The following is a 21,564-nucleotide window of genomic DNA, read 5'->3' as shown; positions in this document are numbered from 1 at the left end:
CGGATACCCCGGGGTGGGTCTGGTCCGATCCGGCATACCGCGACTCTAGCCGCGCATGCTATTGACCCCCTGCCGATCCTCGGGGTCGTGATGGGCGATGTGCCAGCGCTGGTGCCCGCCATTGCACCGCCGGAACTGTGAGATGATTGGCGCGGTTGATCACGCCAGCGCGAGGGCGTCGTACTTGCGCCCGTTTGCGCAGAACCACCGCGGCGACAGCGTTTAGGGTCTGGTCGTGGCGGTGTGCGGTGTGACAATGGCTGTTCACTACCGGTGGCGTCCGCCGGACGCGATCATCGAGCAGCTGCGCCTGGCCCACGAGCTGCGCGAAGAATTGGTGAACCTGCATCTGGACTATGAGGCCGACCTCGCCGCGATCTGGTCCCGTTTTCCCGCGGTGGCCGCCGCCGAGGAGGAAGTGGCCAAAGCCGAGGCCATCTGGGCGCACGTCACGGAAACGGTCAAATCCGAACGTGGGGGCCAAAAGCCCCAGCGGGGGAGTGACTCACGCAGCGCCGCGCTGGCCGCGCTGCGCGCCGCGCGGGCCAAGCGGCGAGCAGCGATTAACGACGTGTACCCGCAGGCGCTCGAGGCCCGCGCCGCGCGCACGGCGGCGCACAAGGACTCGATGCGTGCCCTCTACCGCCAGTACGTCCAAATCGGTGGGTTGCTGTGGTGTACCTGGAACGACGTGGTAAACCAGCACCGCGCCGCGGTCAAGCGGCTACGTCAGCAGCGCATCACCCGACCCGATGCCAGGCTGCGCCGCCGCCCTTTTCAAGGAACCGGGACGCTGGCGGTGCAGATCATCCGCCGAGCCGGTGACCCGCCGCGCACACCGGCAGTGTTGGCCGACCCAAACGGCAAGTACCGCAACTACTTACACCTGCCTTGGACCGACCCCGATCAGTGGGAGCAGATGTCGGCGGGCCAAAAGCGCCGCGCCGGGCGAGTCACGGCACGTTTTCGCTACGGCCGCAGCGCCGACGGACACATGCTGCTCGTCGAGCTACCGGTCCAACAGCACCGCCAACTGCCCGCCGACGCCGACATCACCGGCGCGAAACTCACCCTCAAACAGACACCAGCGGGACTACGGGCACAGCTGAGCGTCTCGGCGACGGTGCCCGACCCGGAAATCCGCCGCAAAGGCCCCACGGTGGCGGTGCACCTGGGGTGGCGGCGCTCCGAAGGCGGCATCATCGCCGCGACCTGGAGATCGACTCGGGCCCTGCGCGTCCCGGCGGAGCTTAGGGCAGTTGTGACCTGCGAAACCTCGACCACCGGACGCGTCATGTTGCCGACAGCGATCCACGAAGCATTCGAGCGCGCCGACGCCATCCGCGCCCAACGCGGCCAAGCCACCCACGCCATAAAAATGTCGCTGCTCGCCTGGCTGACCCTCCACGGCCCCGTGCCGAACCCTCTGCAACCCGGAAACAACCTTGACGCCGGCGTCGTCCAAGAATGGCGCGGCACAGCAGCTTTGGCCGCGCTGGCGGCCGCGTGGGCGATGGACCCGCCCACCGGAACCGCGTCGATCGCGGCCCTGCTGCAGCGCTGGCACCGGCGCGATTCCATGCTGCGCCGCGGCCCCGATCTCGGGCAGCGACGCCACGCCATCGCCGCCCGCGACGACATCTACCGCCGCTTCGCCGCCCTGCTCGCCGGCCAGGCCGCCACTGTGATCGTCGACGACATTGCACTCACCGAGCTCACCGCCGCCTCAATCCCGCGCCCACCCCGGGCGCACCAACGCATCGCCCAAGCCAGCACCGCGGCGGCGCCCGGGCAACTGCGCAAGCTCGTCACCGTTGCCGCCGCTCGCGAAGGCTGCACTATCGTCGAGGTCGGCCGCGTCGGGCTGTCCCGCACCCACGCCGACGGCTGCGGTCATGAGAACCCCCGCGATAACCGATATCAGTCTGCGCTCGTGCGGTGCGATGGATGCGGCCAAACCTACGACCAAGACCATGCCGCTACGGCACTGATGCTGCAGCGAGCCCGCCCCGATGGCCGCGGTATCTCGCACACCATCAGATGACCGCCCGGCCGCCCAAACTCCACGCAAAGGTTTGGCGACGCAAATCGCCGAGTCGAGGGTGCAGATCGCGGTCCAGATCGAGGACAATTCCGTGAAGATCCCAGACGGGGAGCGAGCCTGCGCACAGTTCGCGACGTGATCACTTACCTTCAACAGCTTTCAGCGGACAATCCCGCAGCTGCCGAAGCGATCTGCGCGTTTCGACAAGTGGACTCAGCACGCGATCGATGAGGCCTAAGGCAATCGTCACGCACGCACGCGCGGTCCGCCATTGCCTTCACCAGAGTTCCCCACACGCGCTGACCGTCGGTACGTTCTTGCCGCCCTAATGCGTCACGGGTGACGAAAGCGGGCCCAACTGCCACTGTGCTGCCAGCTGCGGGCAAATACCGCATACATGTCGACGTCCGCAGTCAGTCGTCACTGGTCCTTGGCTTGGTAACCGCGACCAATGCGTCCTGCAGAGTCTCGTAGAGCGGAAGGAGTTGGTCCGCGTGAGCTAGCTGGATAAGCCTGCTGGTCATGGGACCGTGCGCGGCAACTGCGAAGCGCGCCGAGTTCCCGATTCCTTCGCGGGTCGACACCAGAAAGCTCAAACCCGCCGAGCCCAAAAACTGAACCTGCAATAAGTCGATGACAATTGCGGCTGGATGTTCTGTCAAAACGGCGGTGACGGCCTCCTCGAGCATGGGGGTGTTGGCCATGTCGATTTCGCCGCTTATCGAAAGGACTGTCACGCCCTCGCGGTGCTCAACGGAAATACTGATCGGATGCTCCTCCCAGCAACGGTCGACCCGACGAACAACGATTAACGATCGCTCGCTGATCCCGGCCGCTGTTCGAGGCAGTCAAGCAGCGGTGGTCGTTGCGCCGTGTCGACAATGCGTTCATTGGGGGCGGCGGGCGATACTTTGGTGCGAGGGGGCCTGGCCCATCACCTGATCGAAGGTCTCGGCCAGCCGCGAACTTATCCGCTCGGGCAGTTGATCATCGTGCAACGGATCGTAGTCGGCAGGCATGTATTGGCGTCCGATGTAGAGCCCGGCCGCGATCGCCGACCACCTTGTGACGGCGCGCTGCACCCGCTGATTGTGCGGGTCTACTCCGAAGCGCTCGGCAAGGCCCCGTGCCAGGACCTGCCTGCGGGCTGCTGATGCCAGCTGTTGCAAATGCCGGCTGGAGGCGACGACGTGGGCCATCGCCAGCATCCGATCACTCGTCATGACACCGCCGCCCCGGGTGATGGCGGTCAGCATTTCCATGGTCGCGATCGACAGTGCCTCAGTCGGTTCGACGGCTATGTGCACCTGCGCAAGCGCCGCGACGGTGGCATAAAGCGCGTCCTCGACCAGCGACATGATCACCGCATCCTTGGACGCGAAGTAGCGAGTGAACTCAACTGGCCTCACACCGGCGGCAGCGACGATCTGCTCGACCGTCGTGGCCTCATATCCCTGCTTGGCGCACAGCCTCAGCGTCGCGACGATCAGCGACTCGCGACAGGACCGCCCGTTGATCGACGAATCGTCGCAGTGGTTCACCCGGCTGTGACTGTCAGAATCCGCGACTGGGCGCTGCGCGCTTGATCCGGATTCCCGACAGCTGCACTCGCCAGGCGCTTCGGGCCACCACCATGACGACTCGGGTGGGTTCGTGCGGCCGCGCTCGTCACTACGCCGAGCGCCGATGTCGGGATAACTCTTCGCCGCCAAGAGCTCCCCCTGACTCTCGCGTCCCCCGGGCAGGTGAGAACGATAGAATCGTTGGGCGTCGGCAGATCGTTTGCCTCGCTGACCGGCCCATCTCCGTGTAACCGTATTTGCCACATGGGTAATTACTTAAGCGGCTTTAACTATTACGCTAATCAAGACAAAACTTTTAAGCAACCGTAGATGGTTGCAATCGTAGAGCGTAGATGCCGCGCCTCCTGGCGCGGGTGAATCACGTTGAAGAAGCTCATCTGAGCCAGCCCCATATGCGCCCGTGTGTGCTTATTGGGTTCCGAAACGCCTCAAAGCGTGTCAACAACTCACAAGTGAGTGCTGGACACGCTTTACGGGTCTGATAAGTCCCGGCTGGTGTCGCGGCCGCGACTGCGGGCGTGGGTGTGGTGGTGGCGGGTCCAGGTGATGGTGAGGTGGCGTTGGTATGAGTTGCGGTGCGTGGTGCGAAGTTGGTCTGCGCGGGTGAGGGTTTGGCGGAGTTGATCATCGAGTAGTTGCGGGTTTAGGCGGCGGGCTTGGGTGAGGATGGGGTCGAGGTCGGGGGAGCGGTGGGCATGGCGGATTGGAGGGCTGGGGGCCAGGGCTAGGGTGGCGCTCCACGGGAGCTCAGCTTGTAGGAGGCGTAGAAGCCGCTGGGAGGGCTGGGGTGGCCAGGGGCGGGTGGTGGTGTCGATGAGGATGATTCGTGCCTGGGATTTGTCGGCGTTTTCGGCAAGATCGGCCAGGATGTGGGGATCGGCGGTGGCGGCGTCGTCGACGACGAGCAAGGTGTGGGCGGGCATCTGCCATTGGCCGGTGGTCAGCTTGGTGTGCGCGTCGGTGATGGTGGTGGCGGTGTCGGCCAGTTCGTCGTCGAGTGCGGTGCGGGCATATTCATCAGTGCTGGTGCACCACAGCACGTTTCGTCCGGCGGCGGTGTGGGCGGAGCGTAGGGTGTGCAGGGCCGCGGTGCGGTCTTTGCTCGGCGGGGCGTGGAGGGCGGCGACGGTGAAGGGTAGTTCGGCTAGCCGGGTGACCGCGGCGGCAGCTTGTGGCGGCAGGCTTGTGAGGGCTATTTGAGGGATGGCCAGTGCGTGTTCGGGGCGGTTGGTGCCGGCGACTTCGAGGATGCGTAGTTCGGTGGCCAGCTGGTCGCGTTGATCGGCGAGGTGTTCTGCGGTGCGGGTTTCGGCGGCGGCGAATGCGGCGGCGGTGAGGGCTTCAGCGCTGTCGAGTTCGGAGCGGAGGTGGGCAAGGTGGTGGCGGGCCCGGCGCACAGCTTGCCAGTCGCTGTGGCTAGCGGCGGCGATGTGGGCATCGACGTCGGCGTCGCTGACGACGCGGTGGGAACCGCCTGCGGCTTGGGCGCGGGCTTCGGCAGCCGCGAGCAGGTGCTGCTGGTAGATCTCGGCTGGACTGGTCTGGGGAACGGCCATGGCGGCCAGCCGGATCGCAAGGCGCGCTGATTGGAGGTCGAGGGGGTCGGCGGCCGGGTCGGCGCGTAGTTGCGCGAGTTGGTTGCGCGCCCAGGTGAGTTGGTGAAGTGCCTGCTCGTAGCAGTGGTCGGCATCAGCCCAGGCGTCGACGACGTCTTGGATGGCTCGGAGGTAGGGGCGGTCGGCGTCGGCGCGGGCGCGTAGTTCGCGTATTTCAGCCATGGCGGCTTGCATGGCGGGGCCGTTATTGATGCGGACAGCATTCTCGAGGGCGGCCAGTTCGTTCTGGGCGGCGCCGTAGCGGTCGCGCAGCGCGTACAAGTCGGCGAGGGCTGGTTTGAGCGCCGGCGCGGCGGGCGCTGCCGCTAGGTGGTCGAAGGGCAGGCGCTGGGTTTCTGGCAGGCGCGCGGCGGGGGGGTCGGCCAGGAAAGGGTGGGGGTCTGGGTGTGATGATTCAGGGTGGTTTCGGGGGTCGTGCGGGTCTGGAGGGAGCTGTTCTTCGTCGTCGGGGTGGATCGGGGGGTGTTCGGGGTCGGGGATGTCGAGGCCGTGGTCGGCGCCGCAGAACAGGTCGACGGTGTAGGTGATGAGGCGCGCGTAGTCGTAGACGTCGATGGTGTGGTCGGTGCCGGCGTCGGCGAGGTGTTCTGCGGCGAGATGGAGCAGGTCGCGTGGGGTCCATCGGGCGGGATCGGCGGCGGCGATCGCGGCCACGAGTGCGGGCCAGGCGGGGTCGCTGGTGATGGTTTGGGCGATCGCTGAGCCGAATACGGCGTGCAGGTCGCGGACCCAGGATGGGCGAAGGCCCGCGTGGGTGGTTTCGAGTGTGGCGGTGGAAGTCAGTTCTGCGGAAACCCGCCACCATAGTGCGGCGGCGGGTAATTCATCGGGCAGGGGGCGGGTCGCGGCGGCGCGGGTGACCAAGGCGGCGAGGTCGGTTCGGGTGCGGGCGGCATCGGCAAGGCGGGTGGCCAGCTGCGGCCAATAGCTGTCGGTCGTGATGCGTGGGTCGATGGAATTGGCGAGTTGTTTCCATCGTTCGGTGTGCGGGTGTTGTGCGGTGATCGCGTGCTGGGCGCGCTGTTGGAGGAGCTGTTGGATCGTGTTGGAGCGCGCGGCGTATTGAGGTGGTCCTAGGGTCCGGGTGTCGTCGGGTGTGACACGGTGGGCGGCGCGGAAAACGGCGATGTCGGCCACCAGCTGGGAATCGGTGGCGATGAGCGGGCGCGCCCAGGCGGGTGCGGTGGCCGGGGTCCAGGCTTGTACGGCGATCTGGATTTGTTCGGCGAGCTCGGTGATGAGATGGGCGCGGCGCTTCAGGTAAGGGCCGAATCGGCGGTCGGCGCGCAGGGGCTGGGGGATGGCGGGTAGCCAGTCCAGCGGTCCGGTGCCGGCGCTGTGGTGTCCGCTGGTGTCTAGGCGCCAGTCCAGGACGGCGGCGACGTCGGCGGCGGTGTCCAGTTCGCCTTGCGTGGCGGCGTGGGTGAGCTTGGCCAGGGGGTCTGCACCGTGGGCGGCCAGGATAGCGAGGTGTTTGCGCAGGATGGGCCAGGCCGGCATCTGGGTGAGGCCGGGGTGGATGGTTTCGGCCTGGGTGCCGATGGCGGCCATCAGCTGTTTGCCTGCGCGGTGCTCGGCGGCTGTTCCCAGGGCGTCGTAATACATGTCGGCGGCGGGGCCTAGGCGGGTGAAGGAGTCTTGGGTGGCTCTGGCTGCGCTGGTGGCCGAGAGTTGGGCGCCATCGCGGGCGAGTGCTTTGCTCAGGACGTCGACGGCGGTATCGGGGTGGGTGGCCTTGGGTGAGAGGATCCGGTGCGGGTCGGATTCCGCGGTGGACAGATAAATGTGGTTTTCGGTGCGTCCACGGGTGAGTGCCACATACAGTAATTGCCGGGTTAAGGTACCGGCGCCGACAATATGGCACGAATATTGGGCGGTTAGCCCCTGTGCCGAATCGATGGTGCGCGCATATCCTAGGGTTACGTGTTGTGCGACATATTCGGGAGGCAATATGAGGGTGCGTCCGGACTTGTCGTGCCGCACTTTTAAGGCACCGTTTTCGCGGACTTCGACAATGGTGTATTGGTAGCCGTTACGGACGAAGTCGGTGTGCCCAATTCGTAGCGATCTGTTGTTTTCGCGGGTGCGGATGCGGTCGCCGGCACTGGCGGCCAGGCCGTCGACCAGCACTGTTTCGCGGCCCACCGTTTGGTCGGCTGCATCGGCGATGCGGTCGCGGCGGGCGCGGGCGTTGAGTTCGCTGACCACGGGGTTGGTCGGTGCCAGCAGCATGCTCTCGCGTCCGGCAGCCACATCGGTGCGCCATCGCGTGTAGGCCATGTCCGCGGCCGTGTCATCGGAGCCCACGTGTACGCGGTGGTGGTCGATGTAGTACGCCAGGCCCGCCGGGTCGCCGGCGCGGATGGCGAGCGTGGCTGCTGCTTCGCTGTGAGAGGTGAAACGGACCAGTTCGGACAGGGTGAGGGCGTCGGTGTCGGCGGCGATGTCTCGCAGCACGCCGCCGGCTGAGATGGAGCCGAGTTGGCACTCGTCGCCGACCAGTCGCACGCAGGCCCCGCGTGCGAGCGCGAAGGCGATGGCGTGATCGAGTTCGAGGGTGCCGGCTTTGCCGGCCTCGTCGATGATGATCAGCGTGTCGCGCCCGATGCGGTGCAGCCAGCACGGCTGCGTGGACGCGGCATGGCTGTCGACAGTGGTGGACCAGACCAGTTTGGCCAGGGTGTCGGTGGGGGCGGACAAGTCATCGCCGAGTTCGATGGCCGCCGCTGCGGTGGGGGCTAGCCCGATGACTTGTCCGCCTGAGGACCGCCAGGCATGGGAGAGGGCAGCCATGGCGGTGGTTTTGCCGCTGCCGGCCGGGGCCAGTGCCAGCTGCAGGCGCCGGCCGCTGGTAGCCATTTCGGTGAGCAGGGCGATTTGCCCCGGGTTGAGTGGTTTGCCGCGCGCGGCGGAATCCTGCAGGGCCAGTTCTACATCGGTATCGGCGACGGCGTGTCCGCCGCGTTGGTGGGCGGCGGCCAGGATGCGGCGTTCGGCGGCGACGATTGCGGCGCTGGTGTAGGTGTCGGTGCCGTGTCCGGTGTAGACGCTGGCGCCGTCGCGGCGCCGCAACAGTGTGGGCTCACCCATGTCGGCGTCGGTGATTCGGGCGTGCGGCAGCGACAGCGGCTCCGATAAGGCGACGTCGGTGATGCGCTGGGCCAGCCGGGGGTCGGCGGCATGCCCCGTGCGGCGCACCAGTCGTTGGGCTTCGGCGAGCACGTGGTGGGCGTGCCAGGTGGCGCGTGCGGCCGAGATGGTGGCGATGACGTCGGCGGCTCGGGCGGCGATCCATTCGGCGCTGGCCGGTTCAACCCGGACGGCCGGACTGGACAGAACCATGCCGAGCATCGCGGTTAATGGGCGGATGCCGCCGAGCACGTCGATGGCTTGGCTGCGCCAGGTATGGCGCTGCTCTGCCAGCGAGCGTGGTGCGTGTTTGGCGTCGCGCGACTCCAGGGTGGCCTGTTGGGCGAGCGCAATCATCTCCACCACGGTCGGTTCACGACCGTGGGTGCCCTGAAACTCCTTGGACAGTTCGGCGGTGCGTGCCTCGATCGCTGCGCGGCGCGAGGACCACCGCCGCATCAACTCGTGGGACATACCGACGATTTCGCGCACCGGCCGCTTCCCGCGTTCAGTGGGTGCTTGCTCGGCGAACCGCAGCCCCAATGCCGCCCCTAGGTGGGCTTCTAGGCGGGTGTTGTAGAGCTCGGAGGCTGCGACGACCAGCCGATGCAGGGGTTGTCCATCCAGTGCGAGCCAGCGTGTGGCGCCCTCGGCGTCTGCGGCGGCGACTTTATTGGAGATCGCCACGTGGGTGTGCAGGTCGGGGTCGCCGGCGCGCGAGTCGCGGTGGGTGAACGCCGCGCCGATGAGCCCGGTGGTGTTGAGCTGGGCGACCCCGTTGGTGCCTGAGCGGGTGAACGCGGCGTGCTCCTCAAGGAAGGCCAGCGCGTCGGCCACCGCCGCATCGTGGGCTGCTTCGATGGCTCGCATCGTCGCCGGGGGGGCGATCGCCCACAGTGCCGACACCGATTTGACCGGGCTGAACGTGAGGTCATAGCCGGCTACTGCGGTGCTGCGCGCCCGCGTATTGCGCGCGATGTAGCCGGATAGCTCGCGGTCGTCGGCGGGCGCGCGCCCGTATTGTTCGGCGAATTTGTCGCGCGCGAGCGCGGTGCGCAGCGCGGCGCGCGTCGGCGCGTCGATCGGCGCGTTCCACTCACGTCCGGCCGCTTGGTTGTGCTCGCGGTAAGCCACCGCCAAGGCGCGAGTGAAGCCGGTTTCCCCGGTGCGGATGTAGAACTCGCGGCCCAGTTTTGCGGCGTCTTGGGCCGCTCGAGCGTGAACTCCGCGGGCGGTGATGTAGGCGGTGATCGCTTCGGCGTTGGGGTGTCTGCCCTCCCCGAACAGTGCCCGCATTTGTTCGGCGGTCACCTCCGAGCCCGCCTGGACGGTCCACAGTTTTTGGACTGCTTGAGGTGGTATTGGGCGTGCGCCGGTATCGGACAGCGAGGCTAATCCTGAGCCCATCCAGCGGCCTGGGGCTTCCCCTTTGGCCGAGTAGTAGTCGGCGAGCCTGGTGCGTCCTAGGTCTGTGGAATCGGCGGCCGCGACCTGCCGGGTCAGGTATTCATACCCGTCCCCGGCGGTCAGCTTGTGCAAGCTCATCACGTCCGGATCACCTCTTGCCGCGGACGCTAGAAATTTGACGGCCGTCAAATCCAACGCCGTCCGGCGACCGTTATCCAAACGTGACCTTCATGCAAGAGGTGTGTGGGACTTGAGAGGGGGCGCGCGCAGGGGGCGATAGGCGGGGCGGGGCTCATTGGTGATGCGGGGATGCGTGGTGTGTGGTTTTGGGTGGCGGTGTAGCGGGGAATGGGTTTGGCGTGGGAACGGGGTGGGCGCGGTGCTTTAAGGCGTTGTGAAGGGCCTGACGTGGATCCGAGAAGCAGTTTTGGGCGAAGTTGGCGGTGGCGGTAGCTAGGCGAGGCCGGCGGGTTCTATGGTGCGGGCATGGGCGGCACTACGAATGCGAAGAGGCTGGCTCGGCGGCGGGTACGGCAAGCCCAGGCCCGGGCCAATGAGGCCCGAGTTCGTCGTGAGCAGGACAATGTGGAGGACATCGCCACGTTGGTGGTGGCGCACCGCAGGCTCGGCGGTATTGATCAGTGGGAGGCAGACCGTATCGGTCAGATTCGCGCCGAGGCGGAGCGGCGGCGCGAATCTCGTCGCCCGCAAGCGGTGGCCGCGATCGGGCGTCTGCAGCAGCGCGGTGAATCGTTGCAAACGATTGCCGAGCTGGCCGAGATGAGCGTGGGCGAGCTGCGCGCGCTACTTAGGCACGCGCCGGCGCCCGGTGTCAGCGGCGCGGCGCCGCAAGTACTGGGCAAGGGCTGAGCTTGGATGTCGGTGGTCTGGCTTACCGTGCGCGCATGGCGAGCAGAGCTGGCGCGTCGCTGTGGGTGGACCCGGTGGTGCATGCCGAGGAGTGTCGGCGGTTTGACGCGCGTGTTGTCGAGGGGCCGCGCGAGCAGGACTGCAGTTTGTTTGTCGGCGGGATCGGCGCCGATGGGTACGGCCGCTACTACATCTACCGCGGCGGCGTGGGGCTGTGCGTGCGGGCGAATCGGTACGCACTGGCCCGCTCGCTGGACGCGCCGTTGCCTGCCGATGTGTTCGCGTTGCACGAATGCGATAACCCGCTGTGCGTGAAGGTGAGCCCTGCAGGTGCGCGCTATCAGCACGTGGTGGCGGGGAGCCAACGCGACAACATGATCCGCATGGCGCGCATGGGACGTGGAGGAGGCCGGTCGGGCCCGATCGGCGGTGGCGGTGTCCAGCGGCGGCGTGCGCGTTCGGTGGCGTTGCGTGAGGCCGTGCGAGGGGGCTGGGATGCGACGCGGGTGAACGACGCCTTGCTGGGCCACAGCCATCCTCGCCTGTGGTGATGATGTTGGACGGCCTGCTGGCCGGGCGCCGACCTCGGATGCGGCGGCCGGCTGGTAGCGCACGCGCGGTGCAGACGGTAGATGGCCGTGTGCATGCTCCATTGGACGCTGACGAGGTAGCCGCCGGGTACGGGGCCCGCCACGTCGGGCCCGCAGCTCGAACTCAAGGGTGCGTGGGCGGCGGCGATCGCACGCAATGCCGCATTGGCCTCGCAGACCGTGTGAAACCGCAGTCCGGTGGTGCGCTCTCGCGAAACGCTGCCGTAGTGGATGTGCTCGCGGATTTCAAAGGCGGGCGTGGGCGGCGTGCTGGCGGGTGCGGCCAGCATCACTTGGGGGACTGCGCCGGCGACCGCGGTCAGTAGCGAGGCGTCCAGCAGATACGTCTCCCATTGCGGCCCGCGGTAGTCAATCCAGCGCACGACGACGTGGCGCTCGTCGGGGATGCTTACGACAACGCCGCGCGCGGTGCCGCCGTAGCGGGTCGCAGAGCCCGCGCCGAGGTGATCGACCGCGGTGGCGGCGGGGCGAACGAGGCAGCCGATGCGTAGGTCGGTGGTCTTCATGGGGAAGGTCCCTTCAGACAACGGGTGGATCAGGCAGATCCGTGGCGTCGCGAGCGGCGGCGCGAATCCGCCGCGGCGAGCTGGCGGGCCAACTCGTGTCGACACCCGCGGCTGCGGCGCCGGCGTTTGCATGGTTGGCGACCATGCGGATGCGGTCGGGCCGATAGCCCGACCAGTGCTGGGTGCCTGCGACGACAACGGGAGCCTGCTGGTACCCCAGGTGACGCAGGTGATCGCGGGCGTCGGGTGCGGCGGTGAGGTCGATCAGTTCGTGGGGGATGCCATGTTTAATGAGTGCACGTTTGGTCGCGTCGCACTGGACGCAATTTGGCTTGGTGTACACAATGATATTCATGGTGGCCTCCAGAATGGCTGGTGGATGCAATTTGGTGTCAATTCAATTGTAATGCGTTAACGCGCGTATTCCTAGACTTGCCCATCAATTGAACGGCGTGTTTACAGACTTTTTCCTACCGGTCCGGTATTGTGCAGCGGATTTATTTGGAAGCGCAGGAAACGTTTGTAATTCATGTCGGATCAACAGAAATTGCGGGGTAATTTGAGTTTCGTTCGACGTGGCGCGCTGTGGGAATTGACGGGAGATCAGGACGTGTCTGAGAGCAGGTGGGCGATGATGGCGCCCAGCCATTGGGCGACGTTGGCGCTGACGGCGTTGCCGAAGCCCATGGTCTGCTCGGAGCGGTTGCCGATCACGCGGTAGTCGTCGGAGAATCGTTGGGCGCGGCCATGTTCGCGCGGTGTGAGCATCCGGAAGCGGCATTCGCTGATGTCGATCGGGTCGGGCGCGGCAAGCAGGGCGGCTGAATCGCGGGTTGCGACGGTGTGCAGGGGCTCGCCGGTGGTTTTCGCGGAGCCTTTGCGGTAGGGGATGACTAGGGACAGGTTGGGGCGTGCGACGATTCCCGGCAGCGGCTCGCGCACACTTTTGGTCATGTGTCCGATCGCGGTGTAATCGATGCCGCCGTGGTGCTTTTGGATGAATGCGCCGGGGGGCGTGGTGAGGGCTTGATGTCCGCCGCCGGTTCCGCCGCCGGTGGCCACGGCCGCCAGTGGGTCGGTGAGCGGTGCGACGTCGGCGTGGTTGCGCAGCACGGTGATCCAGGGCTGTGGTGTGCACAAGGCGTCGCTCTCGCGGGTCATGCGCGTGCGCCTGGGGTCATCGGTGGTGGTGATGTGCTCGTTCCAGGAGCCGCCGGCGGGCACGATCATCGGCGGGCAGGGCACGCTGTGGGGTCGTTCGGTGGGTGGTGATGGTTGGCTTGCTGCGGCGAGCATCGCCGGCGCGCTAGGCGCGGCGGTTGAGCACGACGAGCGGGCAGTCGATGCGTTGCCGATCTGGGTGGAAGGGGTGGGCACGCTGCGCTCCTCGCCGTGGTGGGTGGTGGCGGGGGAGGGCTGGGCGAACTGCTGCAACCCGATACGGATGCGGCGCATCGTGGCCGCGGCAAGCGGTTTGGGGCGATCACCGATGCGCTGGCCCAGATCGCTCCAGTCGATTGCGGCGGCGGCGGGCCGGACGAAGGGCTCCACGATACGGTTGCGGCACGCGGTGTTGGGGCAGCGGTAGCTGTATTGCGTGCGGTATTTGCCGATGCGGCGGGCGGCCGGACGTTTCCAGGATTGCACGGCAGGGTTGATTTCGTCGCAGTCGAGGCACCAGGCCAGCGGACGTGGACGAATTTCGATGTGAGGCAGGCCGAGCGCCGTGAAAAAGATGTACAGGCGGTCTCGCCATTGCGGGGCATGTGGGTTGGTGTCATCCCCGATGTGGGCTGAGGACACCGAGACGAACTGGTGGGTGTAGCCGAGGGTGTTCATCGCCGAGAGCCATACGTCGAATAGTTCCCAGCTGGCGGCTTCGACGACGTTTTCGACACACACGACCTTGTAACGGTGGACTTCGGTGGCGCGCACGACATCCCAGAAGGTGGCGCGGGTGCGGTCGAGCGCGGCAGTGGGGACGTGTCCGTGGGGCTCGAGCAGTGAGAGTTGGGCCTGGCGGCGCGGGCGGCCGCCGGCCGGGGACAACTCGGTGCAGATGGGAGACGCCCATAGCACGTCGGTGCGCGGTAGGCGGCGCATGTCGTAGTTGGAGACGTCGGCGATCAGGTGATCGGCGTGAGGGAAATTGAGCGCATGGGTCAAAATCGCTTTGTCCCAGTGGTTTGCGCCCAGGGCCAGAGTCAGGCCGGCGTTGGTCAAGCCGATGCTCGATCCGCCGAATCCGCAGAAGATGTCGGTATAAGTGATGCCGGTGGGTTGTCCGGTGGGGCGCCTGGCACTGGGTTCCGCCGACGCGACAGCGCGGATTTCGGCGAGCTGTTCGCTGCTGAGTCCGGGGGCCTGCACGCGGCCGAGTTGTGGTGTGGCGAGGCCGGTCCCTTCGGGGGCGGTGGGGGTGGCGTTCATGGTGGGTGCTCCTTTGTGGATGGGTGGGCGGTGTCGCGTGTCTGGGTGTGGTGTCGGGGCTAGATGGTCAGCAGGGTGAGCTGGTCTGCGGGCTCGGTGGAGTGGCCCGCGGCGGCGGCGATGACCTCGGCCATGCTTAGGTCGCCGCGGAAGCGGTGCCCGGTTTGTTGTTCGACGGCGGCGTAGCGTTGGGCCAGTTCAGGATTCAGGCGTGCCGAGCAGATGAGGTCAGCGCGTGATGCGAGGACGCAGAATCGGCAGGACAGCCTGGACATGCCGGCCTGATATGCGGGGTGGGGCCGGGTGCCTGCGGCGCTGATGCGATCCCAGACGCGGGCCAGTGGCCAGTCGTGGATGGGGTACCAGTCGTCGACGCGGCGGCGGCCGTTGCTGGCTGAGGGATTGTGCGCGTAGGGGATTCGGCGGCTGCGCGCGGGGCTTTCCTCGGCGCGCAGTCCCATGACGTTGAGCAGGGCAGCGGGCCGGTCGACGACCTGGCCTGAGTCGCGCAGTTCGGCGACGAGGCGCGTCATCAGGGTGCGGATGGGGCCGCGTTTGTGGTCGCTGGTGCACCAGCGGCGCGCCGCGTCGGGCCATTTGCCGCGTTGGGCGACGCGGTCGAGGATGGTTTCGAGTTGCCCGTGGTGGGCGCGCCCGACGATCTCAAATCGCAGGCCGTAGTGGGCGGCGTGTTCGGCGGCCAGTTGCGGCACGCCGTCCCATTCAGCGTCGCCGAGGTCGGCGTGCACGACGACGAGTCGGTCGCTGACACCGGCGGTGCTGGCGGCTTCGGCGACGACATCGAGGCTGGCTTGGGAGTCTTTGCCGGCACTGGAATTGATCAGGATGCGGTCGTAGTCGCACAGGTTGGGAGCCGCGGCGGCGGTCATGGTGGCCCGATGGTGGGGGGTGCTGGGCGCGGTGTCCCAGGCGAGCTGCATCTGGGCGCTGGGGGCGGTCGATGTCATTGGGTGGTGTCCTTTCCGAGGTTCAGAACAGGGCGAGTTGGTCGCTGTGGATGCCGAGCGCGCGGCGCAATACCGCGCGGGTGTGCGCGTCGATACGGGCTGTGGTGGCGTGGTGGTCGAGGTCCTCGCCGTCGGTGGGGTGGTAGCGCCGACAGGGGCCGCTGTGGGCGTTGGGCGCTTGGTGTGCCCAGGGGCAGTGGCACCATCCAGCTGTGCGGTTCATTTCGGCGTGAGCGGCGTCGCGGCAGGCTTGCAGGTCGGCTCGGATGTCGGCGGGAAGTTGGCGGGCGTAGGAGTTGATCTGAGTGGCGGTGACCACAACACGGGTCTGGCCGAGGCTTGGCGCGGTGATCTTGCGGCTTGCGGTGTTCCAGCCGGTCAGCCAGGTCGGGGCGCCCTGGGGGGCGCTGGATCCGTGACGGCTGGACATCGAGGTCATGAAGTGGTCGGTGCCAGCGGGTCCCAGCAGGCAGTCGCGCATTTCCCATCCGCCGATTGCCCATAACAGCCAGCGCTGCTCGGTGGTCAAGGTGGTGGCCATCGCGTTCCCTTCCCCGCCCGTTGATGTTGTCTATAGTCTACACCTGATATAGACTATAGGCAACACAAGGATCAGGGGGCTGGGACGTGAGTGATTGTGCGCCTACGGTTTTGCGCCTGGCTGGGCTCGATACTGCAGCCGCAGCGCCCCGGGTGTGCGCGTCGTTTGGGATGGGCCTGGACTCCACCGCGATGCTGGTGCGCTGGTTGACCGATCCCGGATCGCGCGACTTCGATCTTGAGGAGCTGGCCGTGGTGACCGCGATGACTGGCCATGAGTTCGCGGCCACAATCGAGGCGGTCTCACGGCTGGTGCTGCCGTTGTTCGCCCGCCACGGGGTGCGGTTCATCCAGGTTACGCGCTCACAGCGCCGGACGACGCGAGCAGGCGATGGGGTAGTGGTTCTTGATGACTCGCGCGCGCCCACACGGATTTTCGCCGAGGGAGACTACACGCTGGGCCAGGAGATGCTCGCGGCGGGAACGCTGCCGCAGCGCGGCGGGATTAGGGCGTGCTCGATGCACGCCAAAGGCGATTGCCTGGATCCGGTGATCGCGCGCATTACTCAGGGACATCCCTTCCGGCATGCTATTGGCTTTGAGGCCGACGAATCCGGGCGCGCAGCCAAAGACCGCGCCTATAACACCGCGACTCGTACTGGCTGGTATCCCCTGCTGGAATGGGGGTGGACACGCTCGGATTGCCAGCGTTACGTCCTGGACACCCTCGGGGTGACGATCCCCAAGTCGGCGTGCGGGTTTTGCCCCTTTTCGATGGCCACCGCCTCGGCGCGTGCCCAGCAGATCGAGCGGTACCGGGTCGAGCCCGACCGTGGGGCCGAGGCGCTGTTTCTGGAATTCGTTGCGCGCAGCCTCAATCCGGCCCAAACGCTGATCGAGGCTAGCGGCGCCGCCGAACTGGTCGCCGAAGCGGGGCTGCACGAGGTGCTCGCCAGGTTCGAAGCGCGCGTAGAGGAGTCGCCGTAGGCGCTCTATGAGGTTCGCCGGCTGCAGCGACCCGGGCGGGAAGGTAAAAAAGGCATCACCGCGCGATCGGTGCGCGTCGCAGCCACCGGCCCTCGCGCCGACATGGACGCGCTACTGGCCGCACAGCCGGGCCGACGGATTCAGGGCAGCGATGGCGTGGTGCGTCATGTGCTGCGCGGACGTGCCCGCGACGCGGTGGACCACCTGTTTGTAGCGGCGCCAGCGGGCGCGCGGAACAAACAGCGTCCGGGCTTTGAGCAGTGGTGGCAGGAGGCGACTGGTGAGGGCCTGTTCTGAGCGCAGCCGTAGTGACGGTCTTGTAGACTATCGACGACAGTTCTGCACAAAGCCGGCGCGGCAAAGGATTCGCGTGGAAGACGAAGGCGTACTTGACGATACAGCCATTCAGCGGCGTCTTGGCGCGGCGATCAGAGAACATCGGACCAAGGCCGGCTTGACGCAGGCGGTCCTCGCCGAGCGTGCCCAAATTCATCGCACCTATCTCAACCAGGTTGAGCATGGCCACAAAGCGGCCACTGCCGTCGTGCTGGTCCGTCTAGCCCGTGCGCTGAACACCAGCCCGTCTGCGCTGCTGCGGGGGATTGCCTAGGCACATCGTCGCGGCCTGAAGCGTCTGAGGGCATACCCTGGGCAGGTGGGCCTAGGGTATGCGCGACGCATGCGTGGTGGCTGGGCAGAACCGGCCCCGGGCGTGTGTTGCAACGGCCACTCGCTCGGGCCGGGGCAGGTGCTGGTGGGGTATCAGCCTTGCTTGTGCGCTCGACGCGGGGGCCACCGGTCGTGGTGCTGTCGCACGTGCGGGTCGGTCACCTACGCCCCGGCGCTGGGGCCAGATTGCCGGCCACTCAGCGGCGCCGGCTGATTGCGGGACAGCACGGCGGCGGGCTCCAGCGCTGGGGGAAGCGGCGGGGTGTCGAGGCGGTCGAGTAGCTGGGCGACGTCGCCGTGGGCGGGTTCGCCTGATTCGTCGAGACCGGCGGCGATGATCGCCACCGTCTGTCCGTCGATGTGCAGGGTGTAGCAGCGTCCCGGGGCAACGGCCCGGTGCCTATGGCACTCCCGGGCGGCCGCGCGCGCGGCCACACGGGCGGCTCCCGGAGCAAGGGCGGTGCCACTGTAGATCTCAACTCCGCTGCGGTGGGTAAGGGTGACACTCCAGGTCGTCATGAGCGCAGACCAATCCTTCTCTGTCGGGAACCACTGTGTGGGTGCGCCCATTATCGACAGGCTGGACACAGCAAAGCGCGGACCGCACTCTCCGCTGTGGATAAGTGCGGCCCGCGTCCGTCATGCTGTGGATTACCCAGAAGGTCGGTAATCGTCGAGGGTGGGGTCGGCGCTGAACTGGGGGCCATCGGAGAAGACGTGGCAGGCCGTAGAGTGCGCCCGGCGCAGTAATTCCAGGGCGCTGGCGTAGCCGTCCTGGTCGAGGATCTGCCAGGTGCACGGACCGCAGTGGATGTCGATCCAGCGCAACTGGCGGCGGCGATCACGGGCAAGTTCTTGGCGGGCAACGACGGCGTAGCTGGCCCGCCGAGTCCAGTCCAGGGCGATGGTTTGGGTCGCGAACGGCTCGAGGGCGGGCGCCGGTGGCGGCGGGATGCGTCGCAGCAGCGGGGCCAGCAGCGGACGTGCTGCCGCGAACGCCTCCAGAACGCTCTGGGAGGCCTGCGCTGACCAAAACGTCATGAGAATGCCGCCCCACCTCATGGTTAACCGAGCGGTTGATGTGCAGGCGTGAAAGACGGTGATATCGCCGTCCTGGGCGCCCTGGACGCGGACCAGGGTGTGGGTGATGACCGCGGCCGGGGTGGCCTGGGCGGGGTTGACGCTCGGCTTGCTGGACATAAGAACCCTCCTCGATGGATGACGACTATAGTAGTCAGTCTATCGGAGTGTGGCGCCGTCAGCAACCCTAATAGCCGCCCTAATACATGCGTCGGGATGCCAAATTGCTGTTAGGACAGTCGCTTTCAACGGCGTGCCGAAGCGATGCCCGATTATCGGCAAACACCATCGAGCAAGGGGAACGGGACCGTGCTGGCGCGGGATGACGCAGCCGCCCGCGCCGTGTTGCCTTACCGGCTCCTCGTGCGCCGGGTCAGTTACCGGACGAACGCCCGCCAAGCGGGTGCCGTCGCCTGCCAGCGGGCGTAAGGTGGGACCGGCTGCTCCGCGCAGCTACCCCGAGTCGCATAGGCACCCGTACGGGCCTCCGGCATTTGAGGGCAAGGTCCACTGGATCCGCGGTTCGCCTGTCACTTGTTGAGTGGCGGCATGGGTACGGGGCATGCCGCTAATTCCAAGTGAGGAAGACATCTCGTGACCAAGAATTCGGCTATCAAGAGGGCCGCGCGCGTCTACCAGCAAGACCATCCCAACACCAGACTGGCCGATGCGCTACGCGCCGTGACCGACAGCACCGGCCTGGCCCGGTGGCGCCGGGGGGACACGCCGGCCATCCGGCGCCGCGGCCAAGACGCCACATGCTACTTCTGCGGAGAGGACAACGTCATCACCTCAGCAACCGATATGCCGGCGGACCCCGGCCGGGTGGCGGTGTACTGCGACAGCCCGGACTGCGACGCCCGGGAGGTCGAGGTCATCATTGTCGACGACGGCACCGCGGCTACCCAGAACCGCACCGATGTGCGCATCCTGGCCCACTTCGCGCCGCAGTACGTGCGGCCAGTGTGGGGGACTGGGCCGGGTCAGGGCTGGGCGGCGGGTACGCCACCCTACGTGCGCACCCATCGCGAGCCCGTCGGGTGCTTGTTCTGCGGCGAGCACACCTGCCTGGTGTCACAACACGACGTTGCTGCTGACGATGCACGCATCCGCTTGTGCTGCACCAACAGCCGGTGTCAGGTTCGCGAGGTTGAGGTGCTCGTCATGCGCGACGAAGTCAGATCCCTCAGTGACCGGCGGGCCGACATAAAAGCGCTCAACGCGTTGTTCGTCAGCCGTGCGGATCGGCTCGCTGCCGATTTACCACCTGGCGAACCGCCCATCTTCGGGTGGCGGGCTTTCGCTGAGCCTGCCGAAGGGGTCGATCCGTTGGCGATGCGGATCTCAGGGCCGGTTCCCTGGGGCCGCGAGTAACCGCCGCCCCAGGCGGGATCAGCGCCCGTTTGGCGGTTTGGATGCGGTCTTGGCGATTGTGGCGTAAAGAGTTTCGGCTTTTGCTTTGCCAGCGATGACTTTTTCGATGTCGGACAGTTCGTAGCCGTTGTCGGACAAGAACAGCAGGTAGTCCTTGCTGTAGTTGGTGTAGCGGCGCCGCCAGGCGTCTTTGGGGGTTTCCGCTTCGAGCGCACCGAGCACCAGGCCCAGGATGAGCACGGTGGCGCGGGGGTCGCCGGTGGGTGGCAGTGCGGCGATCGTGGCCGCGGTGGTGTCGGGCGGGGTAATGCCTAACAGTTCGGCGGCGGTCGAGGCGGCGTTTGGGGCGCTGAGCAGGCTGGGGTGCTCGCACAGCTGGGCCGCGACGAACAAAGCTGCACCGGTTGGGGGTGTCTTGCGGGCCAGTAGGCGCTCTTTGACCCAGGCGCGGCGGACCTCGATGGCGGCGTGGCCGAGTTTGTTGAGCGCCACGACTTTGCGCTTTTCGCGGCGCTCGGCCTCTTTGCGTTCCTCGGCGTCCTGGCCTGCGGTTGCGGCGCCGCCGTGGTGGGCGCGCTGGTAGTACTGCGAGCGGGTCAGCACGCCGGCGGTGTCGGTGTCCAGGCAGAAGAACTCGGGTTCAAAAATGTTGCGCTGCTCGATGAATCGGGGATGAACATAGCCGTCATCCGGCGTGGCGTCGTGGTCGGCGGCGTCGATGTCCCAGTCGACGTCACCCTCGTCGACCTCCTCGCCGGTGCGGTTGTCCAAATAGATCTCGACTTCTTCAAGCCAGACGGCCCACGCCTGCGGACACCGTTGGGTGGACTGGGCCGAGACGGTGTTGCCGTGATCATCACACAGGCGGTCTAGCCGAGTGGCCATCAGCTCCGATGACCAACCTGGCCTCTCCTCGAGGATGCGATACCCGGTGTCGCGCAACGGCTTTAGCGCGGTCTCGCGTGCCGCATGGGCGGCGGCTTTGTGCCGCAGCTCGGCCACCCGGTGGTCGAACTCACCGTGGCTGGCAGCCGCGACGAGATATTGCACCGCCTCGTGGTTGCCGTCGAACTCGGCCAGGACGGCGGCTTGGGCGATGGTGAGCTGGGCGCCGGCTGACAAGGCGACCATCGCCTGCTCGGACGCCGTGGCCGTGGCGGCGGCCTCAACCAGCGTTTTGGGGACGGTCAACGACTTGGCGACCTTGGCTGGTGTCAGCCCTTCTAGCAGGAGTTGCTGAATGCCTTTGGCGCGTTGGGTTTCCGTCAGGGGTGCACGGTGATCATTGGCCACGATTTGCTCGGTGATGCGCGCCACGGTGCGCGTCCGCTCGTTTTCGGCGGTATCCGCAGTCACGTACACCGGCACGCTGGTGAGGCCCGCGTCGCGCGCGGCCAGCAGCCGGCGCTGCCCATCGCGTACCCTCACCACACCTTGGGCGCTGCGCACCCCGGTAAGTGCCGACAGGACTCCATATTGTCCGACACTGGCCACCAATTCGGCATAGCGGGGGCCGGCGGTGGCGCCGTCGCGCACGTTGTCCTCGAGCGCGAGTGTGTTCGGATCCAGATGCTCTAGCACGCCCCGCGGGTGCGGGGCGTGTGTGCCAGATGTGGATGCGGCTTCGGTCATGATGGGTACCCTCCTGTCGTGGTGACTACTATAGTAGTCATATTAGCAGCGGCGCGGAGTGCGGCGGGTTAAACGACCGACGACGAAACCGCAGCTGTGGACGGACTGAAATCCACTG

General features: G+C 66.8%; 16 protein-coding genes and 1 pseudogene. 6 read left to right on the top strand and 11 right to left on the bottom strand.

Going from position 1 to position 21,564, the window contains the following annotated elements:
* The first annotated feature begins 256 nt into the window (after positions 1-256).
* Positions 257-2,044 (top strand): hypothetical protein, encoded by a 1,788-nt coding sequence (locus AC5Y2L_RS17440; protein WP_499937000.1) that lies wholly within the window; start codon positions 257-259, stop codon positions 2,042-2,044.
* A 413-nt stretch (positions 2,045-2,457) separates the two neighbouring features.
* Here the strand turns inward: AC5Y2L_RS17440 and AC5Y2L_RS17435 are convergent, their stop codons facing one another.
* From AC5Y2L_RS17435 to mobF, 3 genes are all read right to left on the bottom strand, one after another.
* Positions 2,458-2,805: an STAS domain-containing protein gene (locus AC5Y2L_RS17435; protein WP_499944231.1), complete on the bottom strand. Its 348-nt coding sequence runs from the start codon at positions 2,803-2,805 to the stop codon at positions 2,458-2,460.
* 126 nt (positions 2,806-2,931) lie between these two features.
* Positions 2,932-3,585, bottom strand: coding sequence for a TetR/AcrR family transcriptional regulator (locus AC5Y2L_RS17430; protein ID WP_499937001.1), 654 nt, complete (start codon positions 3,583-3,585; stop codon positions 2,932-2,934).
* A gap of 512 nt (positions 3,586-4,097) precedes the next feature.
* Positions 4,098-9,917 (bottom strand): MobF family relaxase, encoded by a 5,820-nt coding sequence (mobF, locus tag AC5Y2L_RS17425; RefSeq protein ID WP_499937002.1) that lies wholly within the window; start codon positions 9,915-9,917, stop codon positions 4,098-4,100.
* Positions 9,918-10,265: 348 nt separating this feature from the next.
* Here mobF and AC5Y2L_RS17420 point away from each other — a divergent pair, with 348 nt between their 5' ends.
* Positions 10,266-10,649, top strand: a complete 384-nt coding sequence (locus AC5Y2L_RS17420; RefSeq protein WP_499937004.1) for a hypothetical protein — start codon at positions 10,266-10,268, stop codon at positions 10,647-10,649.
* 340 nt (positions 10,650-10,989) lie between these two features.
* Here the strand turns inward: AC5Y2L_RS17420 and AC5Y2L_RS17415 are convergent, their stop codons facing one another.
* From AC5Y2L_RS17415 to AC5Y2L_RS17395, 5 genes and pseudogenes are all read right to left on the bottom strand, one after another.
* The gene (locus tag AC5Y2L_RS17415) at positions 10,990-11,766 is read right to left on the bottom strand and encodes a hypothetical protein (protein ID WP_499937006.1); all 777 of its coding nucleotides are present in this window, start codon (positions 11,764-11,766) and stop codon (positions 10,990-10,992) included.
* A 136-nt stretch (positions 11,767-11,902) separates the two neighbouring features.
* A pseudogene (nrdH, locus tag AC5Y2L_RS17410) lies at positions 11,903-12,121 on the bottom strand (glutaredoxin-like protein NrdH); the annotation flags it as partial.
* A 248-nt stretch (positions 12,122-12,369) separates the two neighbouring features.
* Positions 12,370-14,196: a DNA cytosine methyltransferase gene (locus AC5Y2L_RS17405; RefSeq protein ID WP_499937008.1), complete on the bottom strand. Its 1,827-nt coding sequence runs from the start codon at positions 14,194-14,196 to the stop codon at positions 12,370-12,372.
* Between the two features lie 59 nt (positions 14,197-14,255).
* Positions 14,256-15,164 (bottom strand): phosphoadenosine phosphosulfate reductase domain-containing protein, encoded by a 909-nt coding sequence (locus AC5Y2L_RS17400; RefSeq protein WP_499937009.1) that lies wholly within the window; start codon positions 15,162-15,164, stop codon positions 14,256-14,258.
* A gap of 22 nt (positions 15,165-15,186) precedes the next feature.
* A complete protein-coding gene (locus AC5Y2L_RS17395; protein ID WP_499937011.1) occupies positions 15,187-15,705 on the bottom strand; it encodes a hypothetical protein in 519 nt (172 codons plus the stop codon).
* Positions 15,706-15,791: 86 nt separating this feature from the next.
* Between AC5Y2L_RS17395 and AC5Y2L_RS17390 the strand changes: the two genes are divergently transcribed.
* From AC5Y2L_RS17390 to AC5Y2L_RS17380, 3 genes are all read left to right on the top strand, one after another.
* Complete coding sequence (locus tag AC5Y2L_RS17390; protein ID WP_499937013.1) at positions 15,792-16,691, top strand: hypothetical protein; 900 nt, start codon at positions 15,792-15,794, stop codon at positions 16,689-16,691.
* 69 nt (positions 16,692-16,760) lie between these two features.
* A complete protein-coding gene (locus AC5Y2L_RS17385; protein WP_499937015.1) occupies positions 16,761-16,988 on the top strand; it encodes a hypothetical protein in 228 nt (75 codons plus the stop codon).
* Between the two features lie 73 nt (positions 16,989-17,061).
* The gene (locus tag AC5Y2L_RS17380; RefSeq protein WP_499937017.1) at positions 17,062-17,301 is read left to right on the top strand and encodes a helix-turn-helix domain-containing protein; all 240 of its coding nucleotides are present in this window, start codon (positions 17,062-17,064) and stop codon (positions 17,299-17,301) included.
* Between the two features lie 221 nt (positions 17,302-17,522).
* Here the strand turns inward: AC5Y2L_RS17380 and AC5Y2L_RS17375 are convergent, their stop codons facing one another.
* Together AC5Y2L_RS17375 and AC5Y2L_RS17370 are read right to left on the bottom strand one after the other, a co-directional pair.
* Positions 17,523-17,879, bottom strand: a complete 357-nt coding sequence (locus AC5Y2L_RS17375) for a hypothetical protein (protein ID WP_499937019.1) — start codon at positions 17,877-17,879, stop codon at positions 17,523-17,525.
* A 132-nt stretch (positions 17,880-18,011) separates the two neighbouring features.
* Positions 18,012-18,560, bottom strand: coding sequence for a hypothetical protein (locus AC5Y2L_RS17370; RefSeq protein ID WP_499937021.1), 549 nt, complete (start codon positions 18,558-18,560; stop codon positions 18,012-18,014).
* 474 nt (positions 18,561-19,034) lie between these two features.
* On the opposite strand from AC5Y2L_RS17370, the gene AC5Y2L_RS17365 reads away from it, so the two are divergent.
* Positions 19,035-19,814, top strand: coding sequence for a coiled-coil domain-containing protein (locus AC5Y2L_RS17365; RefSeq protein ID WP_499937023.1), 780 nt, complete (start codon positions 19,035-19,037; stop codon positions 19,812-19,814).
* 18 nt (positions 19,815-19,832) lie between these two features.
* On the opposite strand, the gene AC5Y2L_RS17360 is transcribed toward AC5Y2L_RS17365, so the two are convergent.
* Positions 19,833-21,446, bottom strand: coding sequence for a ParB/RepB/Spo0J family partition protein (locus tag AC5Y2L_RS17360; protein WP_499937024.1), 1,614 nt, complete (start codon positions 21,444-21,446; stop codon positions 19,833-19,835).
* Positions 21,447-21,564: the final 118 nt, after the last annotated feature.

It is taken from the genome of Mycobacterium sp. NGS66, from assembly GCF_059812225.1.
The sequence above is the reverse complement of the archived record's forward strand: the minus strand, read 5'-3'. Positions and strand labels throughout refer to the sequence as shown.